Below are 21,954 nucleotides of genomic sequence, written 5' to 3' on the forward strand. Positions count from 1 at the left end.
CCATAGTATAAGGTCAACCCACACCATCATGACCATCGGAGAACTTGCCAAACAGGCGGGAGTGAACGTCCAGACGGTGAGGTATTACGAACGCGTAAAGCTGTTCCCCGCAACCCACCGGTGGCCAGGGTCCGGTTACCGTGACTTTGACGACGACGCGTTGCGGCGCCTCCGCTTCATCCTATCAGTCAAGGAACTCGGCTTCACCCTCCGCGAGATCAAGGAGTTGATCGACCTGCAAATTCTTCCCGGCGAATCGTGCGCCGAAGTGAAACAACTGCTCGAATCAAAACGGGACGAAATCGACCGACGAATGAAGGAAATGAAGCGGTTGCGTCGCAATTTGGATGAACTTGTCGACGCGTGCCAGGCGCGTAGCACAGATGCGACCTGCCCCGCACTCTGGGCAATGATGACTCGCGCGGAAAAAGCACCGAAGCGCTGAAATCAACCAACCGTGTCCAATCCCTCCCACCCACGGGTGAGAACGCCCGGCCGTTATCGATCCAGATCTAACTCGATTTGTCCGCGTCGATTTCTCTCCATGCAGGTGAGCGGTTTGGTAAACCGAATTTCGACGGCGAACGTATCGGCTTCGTGCTCACGATCCGCTTGCAGCTCCGGTTGCGCGCGCACGCGCGCCAAGGTGTGTTCCTCAATCGCCAAGAACAGAGGCGCGAGGTTGTGGCCGCGCACGACCACCAACCAATCGCCGACCTCGATCTTGATCGTGTCCGGCTCCGCGTAATCCCAGCGCGCCTCGACATAGTGCATCCACGGCAGATTCCGGCGCTGATCCTTGCCATCGTCGAACGTGACGTGGCTCGGGTTCGCGCCCGCATCGAAATACAGCTTCGGTTTTCTGAGCGGAGCGCGTTCCATCACGCCTTCCTCCCTTCACCCTGAGCCGTTGCGAGCCCGCGCAGCTTCCTGACGGCGCTGTGCCAGGCTTCCCGCACGCCAGCCCGCAGACCGCGTGTGGCCCTCGGGGCAAGTCGCTCATCGAGCGTGAGCCGATGCCGGGCCATGAACTCCGTGGCCAATTCGCGGCCCGGATCGGGCCGCGCGAGCCGGCTCAGGATTTCCGCCTTGTTGGAAAGATAGATGGCATGAGCGCCACGATAGCGGGTGTTGCCGACGTAGAATTGGCGACGGGCCAGCGCCCGCATGGCGACCTCGCCCAAGACCAGCAGCGATTCCTCCGACGTGCTGCCCTGCGAACGGTAGGACGTAAGCGCGTGACCGTAGGTCCACGCGGCAAACGTGCGAGGCAGCTCCCGCCCATCGGTGAACACGATGCGATCCGCTTTCGGATCGACCTGCGCCACCTCCTTGAAATCGCCGTTCGCGAATCCCGCATCGTCTTCCCGCCCGCGAATCAAGAGCCGGTCGCCCACGGACACGGCGAGCGATTGCGCCCGGCCCACTTCGAACGCCGCCCGTTGCTTGCGGGTGATCTTCGCCTCTCGACCCTTGGGACCGCGCACCCGCAGACCATCGGGCAGGACGGCGATGACCTCAGCCGCGACGCCTCGCTTGAAAAAGCGCGTATCCCGCGCGAACAGCAACCGGTCGCCGGGGCGGTATTGGTCCCAATGGATCTTCTGCTCCTCCGTCCACGTGAGCGGTTTCACGGCCTCGCGCGTGACCTCGGCTTCGCCCAGCAGGCCCGCCTGTCGGAGCGCGGGCCGCACCTGCGCATTGAAGCGCTCGATTTCCTCCCAGAACGGAATCACCACGAGCGTTTCGATCCCACGCATCCGATTGCCCACATAGTGCTCCGCCGCCTGGGCAAACATGGCGTTGTCGTCCGCCGCCTCACGGATCAAACCGCGCCGGTCGGCAAAGCCGAAGGCCTCGGCGACGGCTCCGGTGGCGAGCAGACGGCTGAAGCGCCGGTCCGCCTCGTTGCGCTGGCGTAGGACTTCGGCGAGTCGAACGACCGGCGTTCCGGAATGCCGGATGACGTTTCGGAGCGCGTCGCCCCGCTGCACGCTGTAATGCTGCTTCGTATCCCCCACGAGGAGCAGTCGCGCGCGGACCTCGGTCGCGATCCGCGTGACCTGATCCAATTGCTGCGTCGAAAGGAGCCCGGCTTCGTCGATCAACACGACCCGGCCGGCCGCCTGCGCCTGCATCGTTTCGCTGACGAGGAAGCGTTGCACCGTATCCGCCTGTTCCAGGCCACTGGCCAGCATGGCATCCCGCGCCCGGGTGGTCGGGGCGAGCGGAAGGAACCGAGTGCCGCCGGCCCCGAGGTGTGCGCGTTCGATGGCGGTCAACACGGTCGTCTTGCCCGTGCCGGCGTCGCCGATCAGGACGCTCAGAAAGTCCCGGCTTTCGAGCAGCGCGGTCGCGGCCGAACGCTGGCCGGCGGTCAGTTCTGGCGGAAGCTGCGTCGGATCGCCCAAAGGGAAGCGTTGGTTGCGGCCGACGCGCACGCGCTGCACCGCCGCGTCCTCTTCGCGCCGGATTGGCCGCAGGCTCATCTCGCCGTCCTTACGAATCGCATCCGGGTGGACTTCGAGCGCCTCGCGCAGTTCGCGCCAGCGGTAGAAATCCGGGTGCAGTTCGAGCGCGGCGTTCAGCACCTCACCCTCGCGGACGACACTGCTGCGCTCGTAAACATGGCGCAGCGCCGCTTCGAGAACCGAACGTGTGTTGCCGTGCGACCATTGCATGCGCGGTGCTTGTTGGCGTGCGGCGCGGACAAGACCGTCGAGCGCGCGTGCTTCGTCGGCGTTCAACTCCGCGCGTTGCTTCGCTCGCACGGCCGGGGTGGAGATTTCCGTGAGTTTATCCTCGCGCGATTCGCGGACGAGAATCTCGACCTCCCGCTTCGTGGGCTTGCGCCCCTTGTTCGCCGCGAACTCCTCCGCCAGGCGTTGCACCTGCCGGGTGCGCTTCGAGAAGCGCTCGCGCAGGTGCTCGACCCCGCGCACGGCAAAGCCCTTCGAGTTCATTTCATACGGTTCGTAGCCCAGCGACCGCAGCCGCGAGGCTAGCTCGCGATACATGACCTGCCGCAGATACGCCGAGGCGCGCAGCATCTCGACCGGTTGTAGCGCGAGCCATTCGTTGCGCGCGGCGTCCCACGTCGCATTCGCGAGCACCGCATGCCCATGCAACTGCGGATCGAGGTCGCGACTCGCATCATGGAAAAACAACGCCCCGACGAAATTTCCCGTGAGACGGAAGGCTTCCGTTCCGGCCGCTTCGCCGCGACGCTCACGCACCGCCGCGAAGCGCTCCATTTCGGCGAGCGCCGTTTTCACGGATTCCACGAACGCTTCGCGGACCCTCTCATCGCCCCCGACCATCGCCAGCACACTCACGTCCTTCGGCGCGGAGAGTTGCACATCGAAGAACGCGACCCGGTTGGCCTGATCCCGTGCGGTGAGTGCTTCGCCGGTCCCCGGGTGCCGATTCTGCCGCAAGGCCTCGAATGATTTGTCGGTGACCGGTCCCGTCAGTCCGAGCGCTCGGGCACCTTCGCCGATCCACTCGCCGCGCACCTCCTTTTCGCCTTCCGACCAGTAATCGTTCTTCCGCAGGTGATGCGAAAGGTAAGTGGCTCCGTTCCGAATGACTCCCACGGTGATCATGCCATCATCACGCCCGAACAAGCCGTCCACCTCAACGGAGCGCCCCTCCCGATTCCGGGGTAGCGGGCCTACCGGTCGCACGGTAGTCCTCCGCTTCGTGGGCGGACATCAGCGGCTACGATGAGCTGGGAAGGTCGGCGAAAATCCCCCACGCTTGTTTGGCCACAGACGCAATACCCTAACGAGTTCGTTGGGATCGGGCCATCGAGCTTTCACAGATCGGCCAAACGCGCGCGGGACCGGCCGAACTACCCTTTTTTCGGTAGGGTCGCTGCCTCGCGGATTCGGCGAAAGCGCGCTTCGTTCTCCGCACGATCGGTGATGAAAACGCTCCCGGCACCTCACGTTTTGATGCGCCAATGGCTGCACGATCCGCAAGCCATCACGGTAGCTGCGTTCGCAGTTTCCGCCCTGTTTCTGGGCATCGCAGGATGGCTGATTCAGCGGAATCTTCGCCACAACGAGCCGGGGCTGCGCCTCCCGCTGGCGCTCCCTTTTGCCCTCGCGATCTCCGCCTCCGGTCTGTTCGGGGCAATCCGGTTGCCCTCACCTTGGGGATACGTTGTCGGGGCCGTCCTGTGCGCGCTGGCGGGCGGATTATTCTACTACGCCGACCATCGCCGCTACGTGCGCGACCCCGCTGGCAAGGTGGTGGCGGACCGGTGGCAAATCGTGCTGGCGTTCGCCGGATTCAAGTGGACACGGGACAAGGCCAACCGGCACTTCTTCTTCTCCGGTGACACCGGTTCCGGCAAAACCTCAGGCATGAACGGCCTGCTCGCCGACCTGATGCGGCGCAATCCCACGCTCGGCGGCGTGGTCATGGCGAACAAGGGCGACGAGTGGTTTTACCTCGAATGGCTCGCGAAGAAGTATGGCCGCGAGCACGACATCATCCGCCTGCGTCCGCGGTTGGTCGGCGAGCCGGGCAAGGCAATCCACCGTCTGAACGTCACGGGCGACGCCCGGTTGCCGTTCACGACCCGGGCGCGGATTTTGGTCGATACGGCCGCCGCCCTGAATCCGAAAGATGAAAAAGGCTTCTTCAAAGTGAAGGGCGCCGCCCACATCGGGCGGGCCTTTGAATTGCTCGCCGACATCGGCCGGCCCACGACCGCGACCAACGCCTACGACCTGCTGACCTCGGAAAGGGAGCTGAAGGCGGCGTTGGAGAAGCTCACGGAACTGGAGCCGACCGAGCGCCGTATTCGCCTCGCCGAGACCTTGGAGCAGACCTACCTGAAGCATGAGGCGAAGGAGCAACGGGCCGGCGAGATCGGCACCTCCCAGAACTACCTCGAATATCTCGGCACGGCCGAAATCGCTGAAATTTTCAGCTCCAATGAGCCGGACACTTGCACCATGGCCGACGTCGATAAGGGCAAAATCTTCTGCATCGACGTGCCCCAGGACTACACCACGGAGCGGCAGTATGTGTTCACCGTCATCAAGCTTCTGCTCTACCGGCACGCCCTCCGGCGCTACGCGCTACCCCCTTGGCAGAAGTATGCGCTGAACCAGCTCGTCTACGTCGGCGACGAGTTCCAGAACGCCATCACCGCCAGCCACGACGGCACCAGCGACTTCAACGTCATCGACCGGCTCCGCGATTGCATGCTCATGCTGGTGGTGTCCGCGCAGGCCTTCGAGTCGTTGATTCCGCCTCAAACCAAGGAACAAGCCGAGGTTCTGGCCCTCAATCTTAAGAACCTCGTGATGTATCGGGCCGCGTCCGAGGTCGACGCTCTCCGGTGTGCGAATGCGTTGGGTAAACACTGGGTTGAGCGTGCCACCCGGACCGTGCATTTGGACCATACGGCCCACACGTATCAGCGGGTGGAGGAGTATCGGATCAAGCCGCACGAGTTCAGGAGCCTGCCCGACCACACCGCTGTTGTGCGTCACTGCACGAATGGCTTCAAAAAAGTCTCCCTCCGGCCGTCCTAATCGCCTATACTACACTTTCGTTCGATGAACCCCCAAAAGAGCCCTGAAATCACCGTCCAAACCCTGCTCGCCCTCCGCAAGGAGGAGGACGCAGTCCGGCTGATCACCGAGCGCCTGCGGGTGAAGGAGATGGGGCCGGCCGACCACATTCGCACGAAGCACGAGGTGAAGGCGTTCGTGGATTCTGGCGCGGAATCACTGGCAAAGACTCTCTTGGAAAAGGCAACTGAACGGCTTGGAACGGTTCAGAATCTGGCCATCAAAAATTCCATGATCCGCGAAAACCGGATGGTTCAATAGAGCAAGAGTGCGCCCCCGTTTCCAAAGTTTATCCTGGGCAAACCTGCGAAACCGGTCATTCTTGTCGAATGCCTTCCTTACTCGAACGTGAAATCGCAGACGCTTGTGTGGGCACAGCAGCAGGCACCACGTCACGTATGCAAGCATTGGCTAAAATTCGCTGGGTGCTAGCCACAGAAAACGGCATGTTCGTGATGGTCGATTCCGTTGCGCGCGTCCGTCTCACGGACCACCTAAGCGAAGCCACTATCTACGACGGACGAGACAACGAAACTTTGAAATGCAGATTCATGGAGAGCATATTGAGGGTGCCCCTCTTCGTCGTTCTTCTCGACAACGAATAACTCCTATGGGGCTGACGTATCATTTCCAATTCGTGGCGCCAGCGACCGTAGAGTCCACCGACTTGGCGGATTTCTTGCTTGGGGTTGAATATGAGGCAAAGGCCGCGGGATTTGATCCGACGATTGTAGTCAATGCGCCATTCGATACAGTAGAACAGCGACAGTTTGCCCGAAGGCTCACGACAGGGATTGCGGTCGAGGGTGAAAAACTAAAGGGCGTTGGATTGTCGAAGCATCAATTTGTTATTGCTCATGATCCCTCAACCGGTTGCTGCCGAATCGGCCCTGCTCACGGTGTCCTATTGGTGGTTACGAATGAGCGAGGGGTGGAGGTGGTGTTCGGCTTTTTTCGTTATCCCGCAGTGATCAAAGACGATTCTGGCACGGAGTTAATGCCAATGCCAACAGGCGCGGAGTGGACATTCTCGGAATTCCTTAAGTCGCCCGACCCACGTTACCGAGGGATCATTAGGCTCTTCAAAGATGCTGGCTATCTGGCGTTGGAGCACGACGACTACGGAGTAACCGTTCCGGCATAGCGGTAATTTCTAACGCTCTTTTCTCAATGAGCCTGCGGAACGCAGCCACTGTTACTTCCGTCTTCTGTGGAACCAAGGCGTGCTCCCAGATTCGCACCACCTTCCAGCCGTTTTTCCGAAGCGTGCGATTCACCAGGCGATCACGATCTTGATTGCGGCTGATCTTCTGAGTCCAAAATTCCGTCCGGCTCTGGGGGAGCCGAAAGTGCTTCGGACAAGCGTGCCAAAAGCACCCATCTACAAAAACAGCGAGGCGGATTTTTGCGAAAACGAAGTCTGGTTTGCCAACCATTGTGTAGCCCCGCCGCCAGCCGGTGATACCACGGACTTTAAAGATTTCGATCAGCCGAAGCTCAGTATCCTTGTTTCCTGAGGACCGGATACGAGACATCACCGCAGAGCGTTTGGCCTTGGTGAATACGTCTGTCATTCTTAAGCAAGATCTGAAACTTAACGCAGGATATCCGCCACCAAACCTCCGATTTGCTTGGCGAGATAGGGGGGCACGGCATTACCAACTTGTTTGTATTGCTCGGTCACAGGTCCCTCAAAAAAATACGTGTCTGGAAATGTTTGGAGCCTCGCGCCTTCGCGCACGGAGAGGCTGCGGCACTGGCTCGGATCGTGATGAATGTAGTAGTGCCCGTCCTTCGCGATATGGCACGTGATTGTTGTCGAAGGGCGCCCGCTTAGTTGAACCCGGAATCTATCGGCGAAGGGAATGTCTTTGGCGTCACCCTTCACGTTTTCATGATTCGGGCGAAGGTAGTGAGGAACATCGGCTAGGCTCGGTGAGCGTTCATGAACGGCGGCATATGCCGACCAGAAAAAATAGCGGCGAAGGTCTGACGCCATGTGGCCCCGGCTGTTGTGATTCAAAACGCCGCCAACAACACTTCCGTCCAACCACGACGAGAGTTTCCGACTTTGCGACTCCAGGGATAAATTGAGTGCCAAGCGGAAGAGCCGGATCAATGGCCTGCAACTGGACATCAATAAAACCGCGCATTTTAGCGTCCAAGTTATCAAATTTGTATCCACCTAGTTTCAGAATTTCATCGCGCCATTGATGTGCCGAATCCGGCTGGCGAGAAATGCGGCTGCGTATCGACGGAAGCCCATCGAGCACATCATCGATAGTAACTCGGATATTTGTCGCAGGATTGAGTGTGCGGGCCTTAAGCTTAAGGTCACTTCGTATTCCGAGAATAAACACACGGGACCTTGATTGAGGGACTCCGTGCTCCTCGGCATGCACTACAAACCGCCTTGGGTCAGTCTCACCTAAGTTGAGCAAATCACCGTAATCGTTGATTGGATGGAGATCGTAATCTGCGTCCCCGAGATCTTGGTAAATTCGAGCAAACATGCTTTCCCCGCCTAGCTTGGCTGACAAAAGCCCTGGGACGTTCTCCATGAGAAATACAGCCGGACGGAAGCGAGACACGATGCTTAGATATTCTTCGTAAAGGCGATGCTTCGGATCTGCCTCAAACTCTTCTCGCTTTTCATGGCGGCGCCTCGCACGTCCAACCAAAGAATACGCTTGGCACGGTGGGCCGCCAATCAGCACGAACTCTTTACTTTTGTTTCTTTTCAATGCTGCGTCGATCCGGGATTCGATTTCACGGTCGGTGCTCTCCGATTCGCCCATAGTGGCGCGCATAGCCTCCGCCTGAGCTGCAGCTCCAGCCACTCCTGAACGTTTGAAAAGTTCTTCGCGATTGATGCTAGTCTTCACATATGCCACATAATCAGCGAGATTCCCGCTGCGCCGAAGCAGCCGGAAGAGTGCCCGGAGTTCCAGTGTGCAGTGGGCGAACTCGTTCATTTCCACCGAGAGCGCCGTTTCGAAGACATGGTTTCCACGTGAATCAACGACGCTGGAAAAGCCTTCGTTCAAGCCGCCTGGGCCGGCGAACAAATCAATAAGAGGTATGGGCATTAAATGGCTCCTGAGAAAAAACCTAGATCGGGAACGTCTGTTGTTCCCACGACAAGCCCACGGTCAAGAAATCGATTAAATTTCTCGCATGAGGTTTCCGCAATAAGCGCGCAGCAATGGCACGCGGCGATATTCAATCCGTCCGTTCCTTGGCCACCGTTTTGCCCGATTTCTGTGCAAACCGGATCGGATGAACACCAGCGAGCGTCTTCTAAGGCTTGTTCGAGGATTTTTTGGAAGCGCATGGGATCGCCCATACGCACCAAGCCGCCCAAGCTGCCCTCGCTGTCGCCCGAAGCCGTGTAGATTAGCAGGCCGGCCATGTTTTCATCCGGCTTCGCGGAATCGCAATTCACATAAAGGCGTTCCCGTAAGGACGACGCTCCGTAACCACACTCAAAGGCGAGTCGCTTGATCAACAGATGCGCCAACGTGTGCAGCATGACCAGCCGTGGCGTGACGATTTCCCTTTCCCGTTGCGAAGCGTCAGCGGACGCGTCCGCTCTTTGCTGCAAGCTGTCGAGATACCGAGCCTTAATGATTCTGGCCTCCCAATCGGCCAGCGGTTCTTCCTGAAAGCGGATAAAGATTCCTTCGCCGTAAACTTCTGCGGCCGGAAGCCAGCGGTCATCTACCGTGGCAGGCATCGACCGCCACATCATGCTTTGATACGAAGGAGCGCCTGGTGGTTTTTGCGGGAAGAGGCGTGAGAAGCCGTAGAGCGCGCGGGTTTCCTTGAGACGGTCAACCAAGTGAAGGCCCTCCACCCGTTCTCGATACCACGCAGCGGCCGAGGCCGGGATTTCTGTTCGGCGCACGACGAGGTCGTCCGTGGTCACCTTGCGCTCGTGGTTCTTTTGCAGGGCGGCATACTCGGGTATGCGGATTTCCAAGTCATTCGCTTCGGTGGTGTCTGAAGCCTCTTGGGAGGTCGGCGTTGGCACAGGTTGCGGCGAAAGCGCCGCGAGAATCGCCGCCATCCCGACGCCGGAAAAAAGGTCAGGGAATTTTGAGAGAATATCTTTGGTGATGGCCTCATCACTGTCTTTCAAGCTCCGTCGCAACTTGATCGTCTGCCGCACTCGGACATCATCCAGCGCGATCCGAAGACTTTCGGTGGCCGTTTGCGCCGCTGTAGGTATCCAGAGCGCGCTGGCCACCCGGGCGTAGTGGACGTTGGTCGAGTTGATAAGGACGGCCTTCATGTGGCAACCACAAGGTTGGCCGCGAGGCTCCCCTAACCATACGCGCCCACCCAAGCATGTGAAGGGTTCTGGATTCGAGCCGGGCTGGTCGCTGCCTAGCAGCCGCTGGCTTAGATAAGTCACACTCTGACCGGCATCTTCTTTTCCTCCCATGATGCCGCCCAAGGCCCGCTTCTTCCCACACTTACATTCTATGCTGATATCATTCAGCGATCCAGAGCCACCCGCTTTGTAGAAAAGATCCTGCGGGCAGGCCGAGGCACGCTCGCGGTGGACCCATTCGCGCCACGGGAAGTCCATCAGGTGTCCGTTTTCACAGGCCGCTACAAAGCGCACTTGGCGCATGATGGCTTTGCCTCCCTTATGCTGAGCTCCCGGACAATCGTCGCGATGGCAGGTGTGGTCACCTTGGGCACTCAACTGGGATTGGCGCATGACGCCGCACAAGGGACAGACCAACCAAGTGGGGAAGCGAAATACAGGAACGCTAAGCGATGGAGAGTCGGGAAGGTCTGTTTCTGGCCCGGGTGGTCGTCGGAAGTGAGAGACATTAAGCTGCTTTTGTAAACGTGGCTCCGTTATTCGAACGCACGTAAGTTGATCGCTTGTTGCGCGCTTTTTCCCTGGTGGATTTTGAGGAGTTTCGAACCAGCAATCGAGACCGGCCGTGACAACGGCTTGGGCTCCTTTAAGAACATGGATGGCACCCACGCCAAACGGTGCGATGGCCTGAGTGCGTCGAATAGAGTCGGACATGGTATCTGGAGGTGGTTAGGTGCGTTTGCCGAAGATGGCATCCATGCCGTCGTTCTCTGGAGTGTTTGCGGCGGCAGCAGGCGCCACTTCCTGCGCGGCCTCGGGATAGATGCTCACCAAACATTCCGCATCGACGCCGCGCATACTAGTCGGCGTTTCCCAAGTGATTTCCTGCCACTCGGGCGGGCAGGGAGTGCCGTAAAAACGCATGAGCGGCAGGTCGCCTTCGCCTTCCCGATTTTCCCACGCGGAGGGATCTGAGCCTCGCCACTCACTTCTTCTCCGAGCCAAGGTCTGGCGCAGCACGGACAGAGCGTGATCTTTCGCATTTTTGTCGTCCGCGAACAGCAGCTCGACACGTTCCGCAGCCATTTTGGCGAAGGCCATGAACTCGATTTCAAGCGGCGTTCCGGTGATGCCCATCGGCCTCGGTAGCCTGATGGCGTCTTCGGGCAGTTTTTGGCGCATCCATGCAATCATGGCTCCGTGCAGAGCGCGTTCCAGCACTGGAAGGGTAAACGGCGTCACGCTGGAGGGTTCCACTTGCGCATAAAGCCGTGAGTGATAAGTGGCGAATTGCTCGAAGTGGGATAGGTCGCGGGGTTTGCCGTTGTCGTAGATCATCACGACGAGGCCGGGAAATTCGCGGCCGACACGGCCGGTGGCCTGGATGTATTGGGCAGTATTTTTTGGCTGTCCTGCGACGGCCATTAGGCCCAACCGGGGCACGTCCACACCCACCTCGATGATGTTGGAGGCCAGGCAGGCATCGACCACTTGATAATCGGCCGAGCCGTCGGCCGGGAGCTTGCGTTCCAAGCGGGCGAGGGCAACCGGCACGTCGCTATTATTGAGACGGCCGGTTAATTCCATCACTCCATCCTCGCGAAGATAACGGCGCTTTTCGCCTGGAAACCATCGATCCCTGATGTCGCTTAGTCGCTCGGGGATGTCGGCGCTGAAAAGAGTCAGCGCTTGGCCCAATTCGCGTAAGCTGTTGTAAAAAGCTAACAGGGTCCACCACGCATCACTTCCGACGCGTTCGCTTGGATTAGTAGCACTAGCCCGAGCGCGTCCACCAGCTGCGCAAAGACTGGAAAATACTCGCACGCTCACAGTCAGGCCCGAGCCATATGCACGGCCCATAACGCCTAGATAGCGGCGTCCCGGCTTGATCTTCCCCGCATCGGGATGACTCACCGGAAAACGATCGTAGCAGGCGAAAAAGGAATCCCCGGCATCCAGCCCGGGAGGCGGGAAAATGGCTGTTTGCTCCCGGGCGTAAAGTTCTCGAATCTGGCGTGTAGAAGCCCGAGTGGTCGCGGTGGACGCGACGAGTTTAGGTTTGACAGGGTGCGGCCCGCGACGGTCGGTGCAAAGCTCCTCGACCACCCCCTCGTAAAGACCGACCATCGAGCCGAGCGGGCCGGTGATTAGGTGAAGCTCATCTTGGATAATGAGTGCGGGCGGCGATTTCTGACGGCTGCCATCCATTTCCAATCCAAACAACGCCCTCGCCGCAGGCCGCCAAGCGAGCATAGCAAATTTATCCACCGTGCCGATGAACAGAGAGGGCGGGGATTCGTAGAGTTCCTCGTCCACCACGCTCACGGGAAGTCTTTCGTGGAAGGTGCAACGTCGGTCGGGGCAATGGATGGCGACGGAACGGGATTCGCCAGCACCGGTCAGGCGCAGCCCGTCGCAGGAGTAGTAGCTGTGACCGGCTTCGCCCCGGCCACGGCGCCTAGGCCCCATTGCGGAGGCGCACCATGGGCAGCGCAGCATAATGTGGGAATAGGCCTCGGGGCCATTCTGCAACGCGGCTTTGTAGGCTTCGAGGGATTGGTCTTTCTTGTTGGGCGTGGTCGAGCCACCGACCCAGATGCCGATGGTGAACGCGGTATTGCCGAACCGCTGGGGGGCGCGACGGCGGATGGTTTCCAGCGCGCAGATCAGGCCCGATGCACGCTGGTATTGCTGGGCGGTGAGCAGGCGCAATGTGTAGCGCATGATCACGGTCGTGCCGTCGTCTTCGGGATCTTGGAGACGGCGGGAGAGCAGGGCGAAGGCAGAGGCTCCAAGGTAGGCCTCCGTTTTACCGCCACCGGTCGGGAACCAGATCAGGTCTGCAATGGCGCGGTCGGCGCTTTTTTCGTCAAAGAGCCCGGGTAGACTCATGAGCAAAAATGCGATTTGGAACGGACGCCATTTCCGCTTCCCTGCGTTTGGATGAGTGAGGCTGGGCAGGAAGGCTGTGGTGGCATCCGACGGGTCGTCCCATGTCATCACCCTAGCGGCTTGGTCGAAGCTCAGCGTCCTTGTTTTTCGAGCACCGGCAAGCTGCTGCAAAAGGACGGCCTCGTTGGTTAGTTTGAAGGCTTCGGCGGCAATGGGGTCGGTTCGCAACAGATGAAGCCCGGCATTTATGCGTGTGGCGCAATCGCGACAGGCCTTGATGTGCGTTATGGCGGCATTCTGAAGCTCTGTGGGCAGGCCGGAGATCTCTTGGCTACGTTTCTCGATCCAGTCGCGGTAAAGACTAAGCAGGCGTTCCAGAGGAGCTATCCAACCGGCTTCGGCAAGAGCGAGCGGTAGCATCGGTATCTCCAGCGGCTCACCGGTATCGGGATCAACCAGATCGGGGGTAACAGGTGCCGTTTCGTGGGCGGGAACCGGCTCCGCGATCACGCGGTGTGCGACCGCAGCACCTTCATCGGCTTTCCACACACCGGCGCAACCGTGACCGGCGGCAAACACTCGCGCGTTGCGGTAAAGCAACTCCATGCCGAGTTCCTCGGGGTCTTTGTTTTTCAAACCGCGCGGAATAGGGACCAGCGCATTGGCACCGGACGCATCGGCGGCCTCAATGGTGAAGCGCGATTGAAAGAGAGCCCCCTTGTCTACTTCACGCGTTTCCTTGGTGCGATTGACCAGTGTTGCCGTGATAAGCCGGGTCTCGCCGTCGCCGGGTGATGTGTGCGGCAGCGGGCGGCTGATGATTTCGAGGGATAGATCCAAGGGCTTCAGCCCGGGAATGGCATCTGGCGAGAGTGTCAGCGGATGACGGCCGTTCTGCCGGAGTTGCGGAGCCGCTAGATTCAGAGTGACGGATACGGGCACCCTGACCCACCACTTGCGCTCAAACGTGCGCTCTTTGTCGGAAACGCGCACATTGGTAAACATGCGATAACGGCCACCCGACACGGCCACAGTGCAGATGACATCGTCGGCCACGCGACAAGCAAACGTAATGCCCATGCTCTGGGGCTTCCGAACACGGGCGAGTTTCAGGCCGTCCAGATCGTCGTCACCGGCGGCGACATCCTCTTCGGAAGCAGGTTCATCTTCGCCGCTTTCTGAGCGGGCGATGGGGCTGCTGGAAAACCGGCTGCGCATACGCGCGATTTTTTCGGAAAGTCGTTTTTCCTGTGAGCTGTCCGTAGTTGGGACGCTCGGGCTGGTAGTGGTCGAATTGCCAGAATTGAAACCGCTGGAAGCTTCTGCCGCCGCAACGTTGTCGGCAGGATCATCACCTGACGATTCGCCTTTGGTTTGATTGGCTTCGCCGTTTGAATGAGGCACAGCCGAGTCTAGGGGGAACAGGATACCGACGCCGTAGAGTTTCGAGGGCGCTTCATCTTTGATGATCTCCTCGCCGGTGGTTTTCTCAGTAAAACGCGGACGATAAGACTCCCAACCGTTGAAGTGCAGGGGTCCGGACAGATCTGCGGGGACGGCGGTCGATTTGATCGTGCCGTTGAGCGAATCGTAATCGGGGTGTGGGCCGTGAATCTCGGAGACCAAGGCAGACGCCACAAGGCCGCGCTCCAGAAGGTGCAGACGCTCTTGTTCCTGCTTTGGGTTAAGTGTCGTGCTCGTCATTGGATGGGGATTGTTCGAGAATTTGCCTGATCGCTCCTTGAGTGCGTGCATGGGCCAGCACATCAAGGCGATGCAATGCCCGAGAGAGGGCGATATAAAACAGGTCGCCCGAGCGAACGGAATCGAGATTCGCTATGTCCGTAACGACGACAGCGGGTGCTTCCAATCCCTTGAATGCATGGATGGTCGTGTATCGAATACGGCCAGCAGCAGTTTTTGAAGCGTATGGAACCAGCACGCCTTTCCAGCTTCCTCCCGCGCTGAGACGAGCGGCCGCTGAATCTTCACCAACAGCTGAAAGGATGACGATATCGGAGGCGGCATAGCCCATCTTGAGTAATTCACGCAGCTTGTCGGATAGCTTGGACAGGGCGTCATCCTCGGAGACGTAGAACTCAAGAGATGGGTCAACATGCGTGTCGCCGCGAAGCACGCTGGCGTAGCCTGGTCGCAAATGGCCAAGTGTTTCCACAAAGCTGGAAATCTCGGCGGTATTGCGGCAATTGATGTTCAGGCGGAAGCGCGCAAACCCGCGAGTGGCCCGCCGCTTGATTCTTTCAATTTGATCACCCCCACCGGTAGTCGACTTAAATATGGCTTGGCGTTCAATGTCCCCCAAAAACAGAAATCGACCATCTTTCAGGCCGCCCTTGAGCAACAAATCGAACACATCAAGGTAGGCGTCGTTTATCAGGTCTTGTGCTTCGTCCAAAATGAGAAAGTCGAGCACCGGTCCGGTTTGTAGAAGTATCTCTACCGCGGCTTGGGGCAATTCTTTCGACCAATAGTCGGCGCTTGGGTTTGCTGGAACGCGTCCGACAAGCTCCACCAGCCATGAATGAATGTTGCCGGCCTTAATGTCACCAACGCCCAATCCGGCTGCGTCCAACGCCAATTTTTCCCCTAGCAGCTTGTTGAAGCAAAAGAGGGCTACGCTACTTGCGGGCCGGATCGCCTTTTCCCGTCTAAGAGCTTCGAGGGCGAGGCAGGTTTTTCCTGTTCCTGCGGGACCATGTATCAGGACTCTATCATTATCCGCAATATCGTCCAAAACCTGAAACTGTTGAGCCGTGCATTTAAGCAAACCGGCCTGTAAATTTTTAATTTTATCCGCAGGTTTGATAATGAATTCAAATTTGGGTCTGAGAGTGGCGGCAAGATCGGCGGCAGTCTTGTCCGTAAGCATCGACGGATCTATTCCACGCAAGCCACACGCCTTGAAGTGTGTGCGAGCATGATGAAGCATGGATAGAACACGGGCGGCCAGCGATCCGGCATTTAACGCTTGTTTATCGATTACTTGCCACGCGTGCCATTCGGGCGAATGCACCGAGAACGAAACCGCTGTAAAAATAACGCCTGAAATAAAGGGACATTGGTCAGTCAGATGAGACATCCTCGCTCCCATATAGAGACGAATTGAATGCATTGCTTGGGCCGCTTGTTTGAACGGGCCGCGCGTCTCGGGCGTCGCAGACGTGCCCAACCACCATCCTCGTTCGTCCAGCTTCACAAACTCATGTGATTTTACTTCCAAAACTACGACGCCCTGATTCGGAACTATGACGACGAAATCCGCCTCACCACTAACCTGCTTTACATGCCGGGCCAAATCGAGGCTATGAAGGACTATCCAGCCATTACACGCAGGATCTGACCTGAACCTCTCGAAAATAGCACGCTCCCCGGGCGGCGAGTCGGGCAAAAATGAATTCGGTATCATCCGTGCGCCATTCATGCACCGTGCTCCCCGTGCTTTAATTTGAAGACGCGATTTATATAATGTGGATTCACGGATCTGACGGCGGTATCCAGTTTTTGTAATTCAAAAATTGTTTTTGCTGGCCCGTTTGAATCCAAACGAAACTCCATAAAGCCGTCGGACAATACGGTAGACATATCCATACCGGATAACTTTCTGCGAAGTTCGGATTGCAGTTGATGCCCCGCTTTCATGGAGGCCTCTCTAATTTCATCTAAGGCTTCCTTGTGAATCGGGATTTTGTCGTCCCGTTTCAGGAGTTTCAGAACAGCGTCAAAAAGCCGTGGCCTTTCCTTCCCCGGGCCGTGCACCGTCAGTCCAAGCCATTGGCGAAGATTGGACGCAGATATCTCAAAGCCAGAATTGGATCTCAGCTCTTTAATTACATGGGCTGTTCCGGCTTCGATTACCAATTTCGCCAGATCTCTTTTCCAAGCCAGCTGCAGTTCGCGATAGGTCTTGGCTCTCGGGCCAATTATTTGATCGGCATAGGGTGCTATCATATCTCCCGAACCATCGGTGGTGAGAACGACAAAATCGCCCGGCTCAAGATCGATCACCTCTTTCTTCTCAATTTTCGTGCAGGTTAGCGCTGCGCCTTGATTGCGACAGTGGGCAATGAATACGTCACCTTCCGCACTCAAGTTGGCTCCATATCCACCACCTAATATCGCCCGGAAAGCATCGACCGCTCTTAAGTGACTAGTCTCGAATTCTAATTCGGAAGACGCAACAGAATCGTCCCCCTCAAACTCTTCATCGGCGACTTGGGTCGCGGTCTTCGGTTTGAACCCGTCCAATATGCCGACTGCTGGCGCCTGATTAAGCGAAAATCCTTTTCCCGGCTCCAAGGCGAACACGTCTAGTCCTGCATTTTGTATTTTACCGGTATGACTCAGCTCAAAAAATTCAAATTCGTCAGTGACAGGCGCTCGCAGCAAGAACTCATCGTCGAGCCGCCTCAGACTCTTCATAGATCCGACATAAAATACGCGATCCACTTTGGGGTGATTGCGAAGCTCATTCGACTTCCGGACTTCTATGTTTATCGCTTCTTGGTAGCCCTTGAGCAGGTTGATGGTCTGTTCTTTAAAACGATTGTCGCGCAGAATAAGCACTGCGCTCTTTTGATTGCGCCGGATTGATTCCCCGATCTTTTCCTGGATAATGGAATAGAATGGCGAACATTCAATTTTCACCAGCCTAGCCCACAATCCAGTTTCAGGTAAGACTATTTGTTCAATAGTCTGTCGGGCTTCTTGGGCAACGCCGTTGAGCGAGTGTTTTATCCCTAAGTAACCTGAAGCAAGTTCCTTTCTCATGTCGCTCACCACATGCGCTGGCGAACAAATGCCACCGGCCAAGCGGTAATACAGGACCTTGTTTAGGCGGCCGAATTCAATCCACGCCGGACCTAATTTTAGCCGCTCACAGATTTGGCCAAGGCTAAGTGTCGCGCTCCACAGTTCGGAAGCCTCCGGGAATGTTACAGGGGTAACCGTTACGCCAGCTCCGTATAGAAACTCCGCGCACTCGTTGAGTTGCTCAAGATCGGCGATGTTCATCGTATGAAGATGGTCTTCAGGTATTGCGGCGTCGCTCCAAGGTCAGGGGTCGGCTCACAGAGCCCCCGAAAGTTGATCAGCGGCGCAAGTAACTCCACGACGTCGTTGTGAGAGCGCTTATTTGCAGCAACAAGGATGATTGCGCGCTTGTTGTCATCAAGCTGCTGCAGTTGATCTCCAAGCCCTCGGCCTGCTTCAACTATAACCAGCGGCGCTTTCGCCTCGGTTAAACTACGTCCGGAGGCATGTAGATCAATACAGCGCCCGCTGTTACGGGAATTTTTACCCGTTTCATTCTCTGAATTTAGTAAAATGCCGGCCGCAAGCGATGATTCACCGTGTTTAAATGTTAGTGATGCGATCTCTTCAATAAATCTACTTTTCTCGCCAACGATGGTGGCGTAGGAGCTTGATGTCCTTGTTGCTGCTGATGCAAGTGCCACCCCCATCACTTTAGCTATTTCATGGTATTCCCTGTAAGCATCACTAGCCCGAAGGCGTTGCCGTTCGGTGGCCCCGCGTGTTATATCAAACAGCACGTCGGTTCCTCTTATCAGATACCAATCCCTCCGGCTGATATTGTATATGAAGCGAGAGGAGCTTCCATTTTGCGTTAGTATTGTAGCTACTCCAGAAGTGTAGTCGATTGATTCGAGTATGCCGATAAGGACATGGGCTTCGCTTCCTTTTACTTTTAGGCAACTGACCTTTTTATTTAAGAGCCCGTCGAGATTTACGCTCTTGGAGCCCGGAATAGAATCATCGTCAGAACAGAGAGAGCAAAGAACGCCATACGCGGTGAAAAGCGCCGCATAATCAATTCTGGGAAGGCAAACTATGGCCAGCTGCGGAGGACTTTGGGCACCTACAGCATTGTTGATTGCCATGTGGTGACCAACTTTCGCCAAAAATTTGGCCCACGAGGGGAAAGGCATGGCTCCACCATTCTGCAGTATGTCCGGAAAGCGCATCAGGTTGCTAATGCATCCAGACTTTCGTTCGTCGGCTGGTTTGCCGCATCGTGCCAGGGGGCTTCACGTCGTCGCTTGGTTTAGAGAGAATTGGCTCTGCAATTTCTGATACATGCTTACAATTCCATATCTCGCAGTGAAAACGCCTCACGGGTTGAGCTTGTTTGTCTTTGCGCGAACATTGGGGTCAGTCGAAATAAGAGCGATCAGGGCAAGTGGCTCAAGTTGTAATATGCGAAGGGATCGATTCTTAGCGCGAAGGGAAAGGTCTTTTCCCGCAGTCGAGTCTGCGTCTCGCCCTCCCCATTCTAGCGGGGACACCCCGCAACGCCCCGACGCCGGCGAAGGCCGGCTTGGTTAGCGCGAGCGGGACCGGCCACCGCTCCGGTTCTCCGCTCCGGCTGCGGCTCCGGCCACTCGTTGCGGGCGGAGACGGCTTGGCTCCGCGCTCACGGCCGCCTCTGGCGATTCGTCGTCCGAGCACGACCATTCGCCAGGATCGCTCCCGGTCGCAGGCTCTCCGGTCGCGACACCGGCGGCCTTGCCGCGCTCCCGCCCGCGCCGACTCCTTCCTTCACTCCCGGCCTGTCGCCTTCGCTCCGCTCCCACATCTGCGCGCCGTCCGGTCCCGCCCGACCCCGAGGGTGACGCTCAGACGCCGCTGGGCTGCCGATGCTCGCTCTCGTTGCACCGCTCGCGCATCCGCAGTTAGCGTAGCCTGTCCCTGTGGGCTGCCTGATTGTAGCACCTGCGCCGGCTGGCGGTCGGCGGCGCGAGCGCCTTCGCCCGTCCGCGCCTCAAGGTATTGCTCGCTGCGCTGCGCTCCACCTTGCGCGACGGTGCTGATCGTCGGCATCCCTCCGGGGCGGCCGATTTTCGGTTCGGCTCGGGTTGGGGTCCGCGTGGCGCGGCCCGCCACTATGCGCCCTCGTTGGGGCGCTTCAGAACAAGGAAAGTTATGAACTCGATTGAATCCGTTCCCGTTGCTCCCGCTCGCGTCTTCAAGGCGCTTTCGTCCGATGATCTCCGCCGCTGCGCTCCCTCGATCTTTGCCGAGCACGCGCGGCCGGGGGTGTCGTCCCGCTACACGTTCGTTTCCACCCAGCAGGTCGTTGCCCTGCTTGGTGCGGAGGGTTGGGAACCGGTGAAGGCGTCCGAGCAGCGGGTCAGGTTGGAGGACCGCATCGGTTTCCAGATGCACGAAATCCGCTTTGCCCGGCGGGTTGACCTGGAGGCCGGGGCCTTTCAGGTCGGCAACACCCGCCCGGAAATGATCCTGCAGAACGCGCACGACGGAAGCCGGGCCTACCGCATCGACGCGGGCCTGTATCGGTTGGTGTGCCGCAACGGTCTGACCGTCGCGGATGCCGACTTTGCCCATGTCTCGATCCGGCACGTGGACGTTTCCGCCGACGCCTTCGCCAAGGCGGCGCAATCCGTGGCCGAGAACACGCCCCGCGCGCTGGAGGCGGTGGCCAAATGGCAGGGTGTGCAGCTCCCGCAGGCCACCCGGGTGGAGTTTGCGCGGCGCGCGGCGCGCCTCCGTTGGGATGCCGAGCAGCCGGTCATGAAGCTCCTCAGCCCTGAGAAGCTACTGACGCCGGTGCGCTACGGCGATGCCGCCACGGACCTCTGGACCACCTTCAACGTGGTTCAGGAGCATCTGATTCGAGGCGGCGACCGCTACATGGGCTACACCGCCGGCATGGGCATCCGCCGCAACCGGACGCGCCCGGTAGGCGGCCTGAGTGAAGGCCAGAAGCTCAACAAGGCTCTCTGGAGTCTCGCGAGCGAGTTCGCGAACAACTGAGTCACACACGGGGAGCGGCCTGCGGGCCGCTCCCTTTCTTTCGGGAGGCGTGATCCCCCGTTTCCGGTAGGCGCGCTCGCGTGCCAGGCGCACGCGTGCCGCTTCAATCAGCGGCGCCGGTCAGCACTCCGCTGGCCGGCGCATTCGCAATCCAACGAAATTCACCATGAACAACGGCACCTCCGAAGCACCCGCCACCGCACGCCACTCCCGCACCACGACCACCACCGACGAACTCGACATGCTCAAACGCGAGCTGATGAAAGCCGAGGTGCGCCTGGCCAAAGCCCGCGCCACCGTCGTCAGTGCCGAGATCGACATCAAGGTGCTGAGCACACGGCTCAAGGCGCACGCCCGTTGACGTGTTACTTGGAGACCGGCGCCGGCTTGATGGCGATGATGCGGCGGTAGGAGCCACGGAATCCGGCCGGCTCGTCCAAGCACACACGCCAGCCACATCCGGTCACCAGCGGTTCGACTGTGCGATTCAGTTCGGAGAACGTAAACGCCGCCACCCAATTGGCCAACCGGCGGGTCAAACCGGGAGTTTGGCCGGCCGGCAGGAATTTGTCGAAGATCGACACTGTGCCCCCGGGAACGAGCACCCGGTCAACTTCGCTGACAATGCGCTCAGGCTCCGGTGCAACCGCGAGAATGAGGTGCAGGAGCACCACGTCGAAACAGCCATCCGGGAACGGCAGCGAGCGTGCATCACCGACCAGAAATGAACCTTCGAATCCGTGACGACGTGCGCGAGCCTCCGCCCGGCCCACCATGCCGGGCGTTAGATCGAGACCGGACACGAGCACCCCGCTGGGGATGAACTCCAAATCCAGACCCGTGCCACAGGCGACCAACAGAACCCGCTGCCCGGGGCGCAGACGAAGGGCGGCGATGGCAGCGCCGCGTTGTCCGGCGAAGATGCACGCCAGCCGGTCGTAGATCGGCGCGTAGAGCGTATACCTGAACCGATTCAGTCGGTCCGGCGCAACTGGCGCGGCGGTATTGCTTGATGCGGGAGCAGTCATCCGGTCACACGCGAAACTGACAGCGTCTTCCTCACGGGTGAAGTCCCTTGTTCGTCTGGTGTTTGCGACGAATGTGACGGTAGGCGAAGAGCGCGGTGTCGCAGACCGCCCCCAGCAGCCCACCGCCGATACCACCCCCGGTCATCCACAGCATGTTTCCGTGCCAGTAAATTTCAGCAGCAAAGCCGAACAGCAACCCAAGTCCGATTCCCCACGGCACGACTTCGGGCTGCCACTGCACTCTGCGCGAGGGCCTGGCTGCCTTCCTCAATGGTCGTTTCGCCTTCACGGCATG

General features: G+C 58.7%; 17 protein-coding genes. 6 read left to right on the forward strand and 11 right to left on the reverse strand.

All coding sequences use genetic code 11. The features are described from left to right. Positions 1-28: 28 nt before the first annotated feature. Complete coding sequence (locus tag HS122_14205; protein MBE7539549.1) at positions 29-445, forward strand: heavy metal-responsive transcriptional regulator; 417 nt, start codon at positions 29-31, stop codon at positions 443-445. A 53-nt stretch (positions 446-498) separates the two neighbouring features. Here the strand turns inward: HS122_14205 and HS122_14210 are convergent, their stop codons facing one another. Continuing rightward, positions 499-882, reverse strand: a complete 384-nt coding sequence (locus tag HS122_14210) for a hypothetical protein (protein ID MBE7539550.1) — start codon at positions 880-882, stop codon at positions 499-501. Beyond that, a complete protein-coding gene (locus HS122_14215; protein ID MBE7539551.1) occupies positions 882-3,605 on the reverse strand; it encodes a relaxase domain-containing protein in 2,724 nt (907 codons plus the stop codon). The genes HS122_14210 and HS122_14215 overlap by 1 nt, the downstream gene beginning before the upstream one ends. 321 nt (positions 3,606-3,926) lie before the next feature. Between HS122_14215 and HS122_14220 the strand changes: the two genes are divergently transcribed. The 3 genes from HS122_14220 (at position 3,927) to HS122_14230 (ending at position 6,735) form a co-directional block, all read left to right on the forward strand. Beyond that, positions 3,927-5,552 (forward strand): hypothetical protein, encoded by a 1,626-nt coding sequence (locus HS122_14220; GenBank protein ID MBE7539552.1) that lies wholly within the window; start codon positions 3,927-3,929, stop codon positions 5,550-5,552. A 24-nt stretch (positions 5,553-5,576) separates the two neighbouring features. After that, positions 5,577-5,852 carry a hypothetical protein gene (locus HS122_14225; protein ID MBE7539553.1) on the forward strand — a complete coding sequence of 92 codons (276 nt, stop codon included), beginning with the start codon at positions 5,577-5,579 and terminating at the stop codon, positions 5,850-5,852. Positions 5,853-6,228: 376 nt separating this feature from the next. Continuing rightward, positions 6,229-6,735 carry a hypothetical protein gene (locus HS122_14230; protein MBE7539554.1) on the forward strand — a complete coding sequence of 169 codons (507 nt, stop codon included), beginning with the start codon at positions 6,229-6,231 and terminating at the stop codon, positions 6,733-6,735. Here the strand turns inward: HS122_14230 and vsr are convergent. The 7 genes from vsr to HS122_14265 form a co-directional block, all read right to left on the reverse strand. After that, positions 6,674-7,165, reverse strand: a complete 492-nt coding sequence (gene vsr / locus HS122_14235; GenBank protein MBE7539555.1) for a DNA mismatch endonuclease Vsr — start codon at positions 7,163-7,165, stop codon at positions 6,674-6,676. The two genes, HS122_14230 and vsr, sit on opposite strands and share 62 nt — an antisense overlap. A 20-nt stretch (positions 7,166-7,185) precedes the next feature. After that, positions 7,186-7,728 (reverse strand): DNA cytosine methyltransferase, encoded by a 543-nt coding sequence (locus HS122_14240; protein MBE7539556.1) that lies wholly within the window; start codon positions 7,726-7,728, stop codon positions 7,186-7,188. 951 nt (positions 7,729-8,679) lie between these two features. Beyond that, on the reverse strand, positions 8,680-10,320 hold the full coding sequence (locus HS122_14245; protein MBE7539557.1) for a DUF1998 domain-containing protein: 1,641 nt from the start codon (positions 10,318-10,320) through the stop codon (positions 8,680-8,682). Positions 10,321-10,656: 336 nt separating this feature from the next. After that, positions 10,657-14,574: a helicase gene (locus HS122_14250; GenBank protein ID MBE7539558.1), complete on the reverse strand. Its 3,918-nt coding sequence runs from the start codon at positions 14,572-14,574 to the stop codon at positions 10,657-10,659. Further along, on the reverse strand, positions 14,504-16,261 hold the full coding sequence (locus tag HS122_14255) for an NERD domain-containing protein (GenBank protein MBE7539559.1): 1,758 nt from the start codon (positions 16,259-16,261) through the stop codon (positions 14,504-14,506). Before HS122_14255 ends, HS122_14250 begins: the two co-directional genes overlap by 71 nt. Continuing rightward, on the reverse strand, positions 16,258-17,850 hold the full coding sequence (locus HS122_14260) for a hypothetical protein (protein MBE7539560.1): 1,593 nt from the start codon (positions 17,848-17,850) through the stop codon (positions 16,258-16,260). The genes HS122_14255 and HS122_14260 overlap by 4 nt, the downstream gene beginning before the upstream one ends. Next, the gene (locus tag HS122_14265) at positions 17,847-18,785 is read right to left on the reverse strand and encodes a hypothetical protein (protein MBE7539561.1); all 939 of its coding nucleotides are present in this window, start codon (positions 18,783-18,785) and stop codon (positions 17,847-17,849) included. The genes HS122_14260 and HS122_14265 overlap by 4 nt, the downstream gene beginning before the upstream one ends. Positions 18,786-19,779: 994 nt before the next feature. Here HS122_14265 and HS122_14270 point away from each other — a divergent pair. Both HS122_14270 and HS122_14275 read left to right on the forward strand, forming a co-directional pair. Further along, positions 19,780-20,631 (forward strand): DUF945 domain-containing protein, encoded by an 852-nt coding sequence (locus HS122_14270; protein ID MBE7539562.1) that lies wholly within the window; start codon positions 19,780-19,782, stop codon positions 20,629-20,631. A 166-nt stretch (positions 20,632-20,797) separates the two neighbouring features. Beyond that, positions 20,798-20,992 carry a hypothetical protein gene (locus HS122_14275; GenBank protein ID MBE7539563.1) on the forward strand — a complete coding sequence of 65 codons (195 nt, stop codon included), beginning with the start codon at positions 20,798-20,800 and terminating at the stop codon, positions 20,990-20,992. A gap of 4 nt (positions 20,993-20,996) precedes the next feature. Here the strand turns inward: HS122_14275 and HS122_14280 are convergent, their stop codons facing one another. After that, positions 20,997-21,659 (reverse strand): methyltransferase domain-containing protein, encoded by a 663-nt coding sequence (locus HS122_14280; protein ID MBE7539564.1) that lies wholly within the window; start codon positions 21,657-21,659, stop codon positions 20,997-20,999. Positions 21,660-21,690: 31 nt separating this feature from the next. After that, positions 21,691-21,948, reverse strand: coding sequence for a hypothetical protein (locus HS122_14285; GenBank protein MBE7539565.1), 258 nt, complete (start codon positions 21,946-21,948; stop codon positions 21,691-21,693). Positions 21,949-21,954: the final 6 nt, after the last annotated feature.

This window comes from Opitutaceae bacterium, from assembly GCA_015075305.1.
Classification (GTDB): Bacteria; Verrucomicrobiota; Verrucomicrobiia; order Opitutales; family Opitutaceae; genus UBA6669.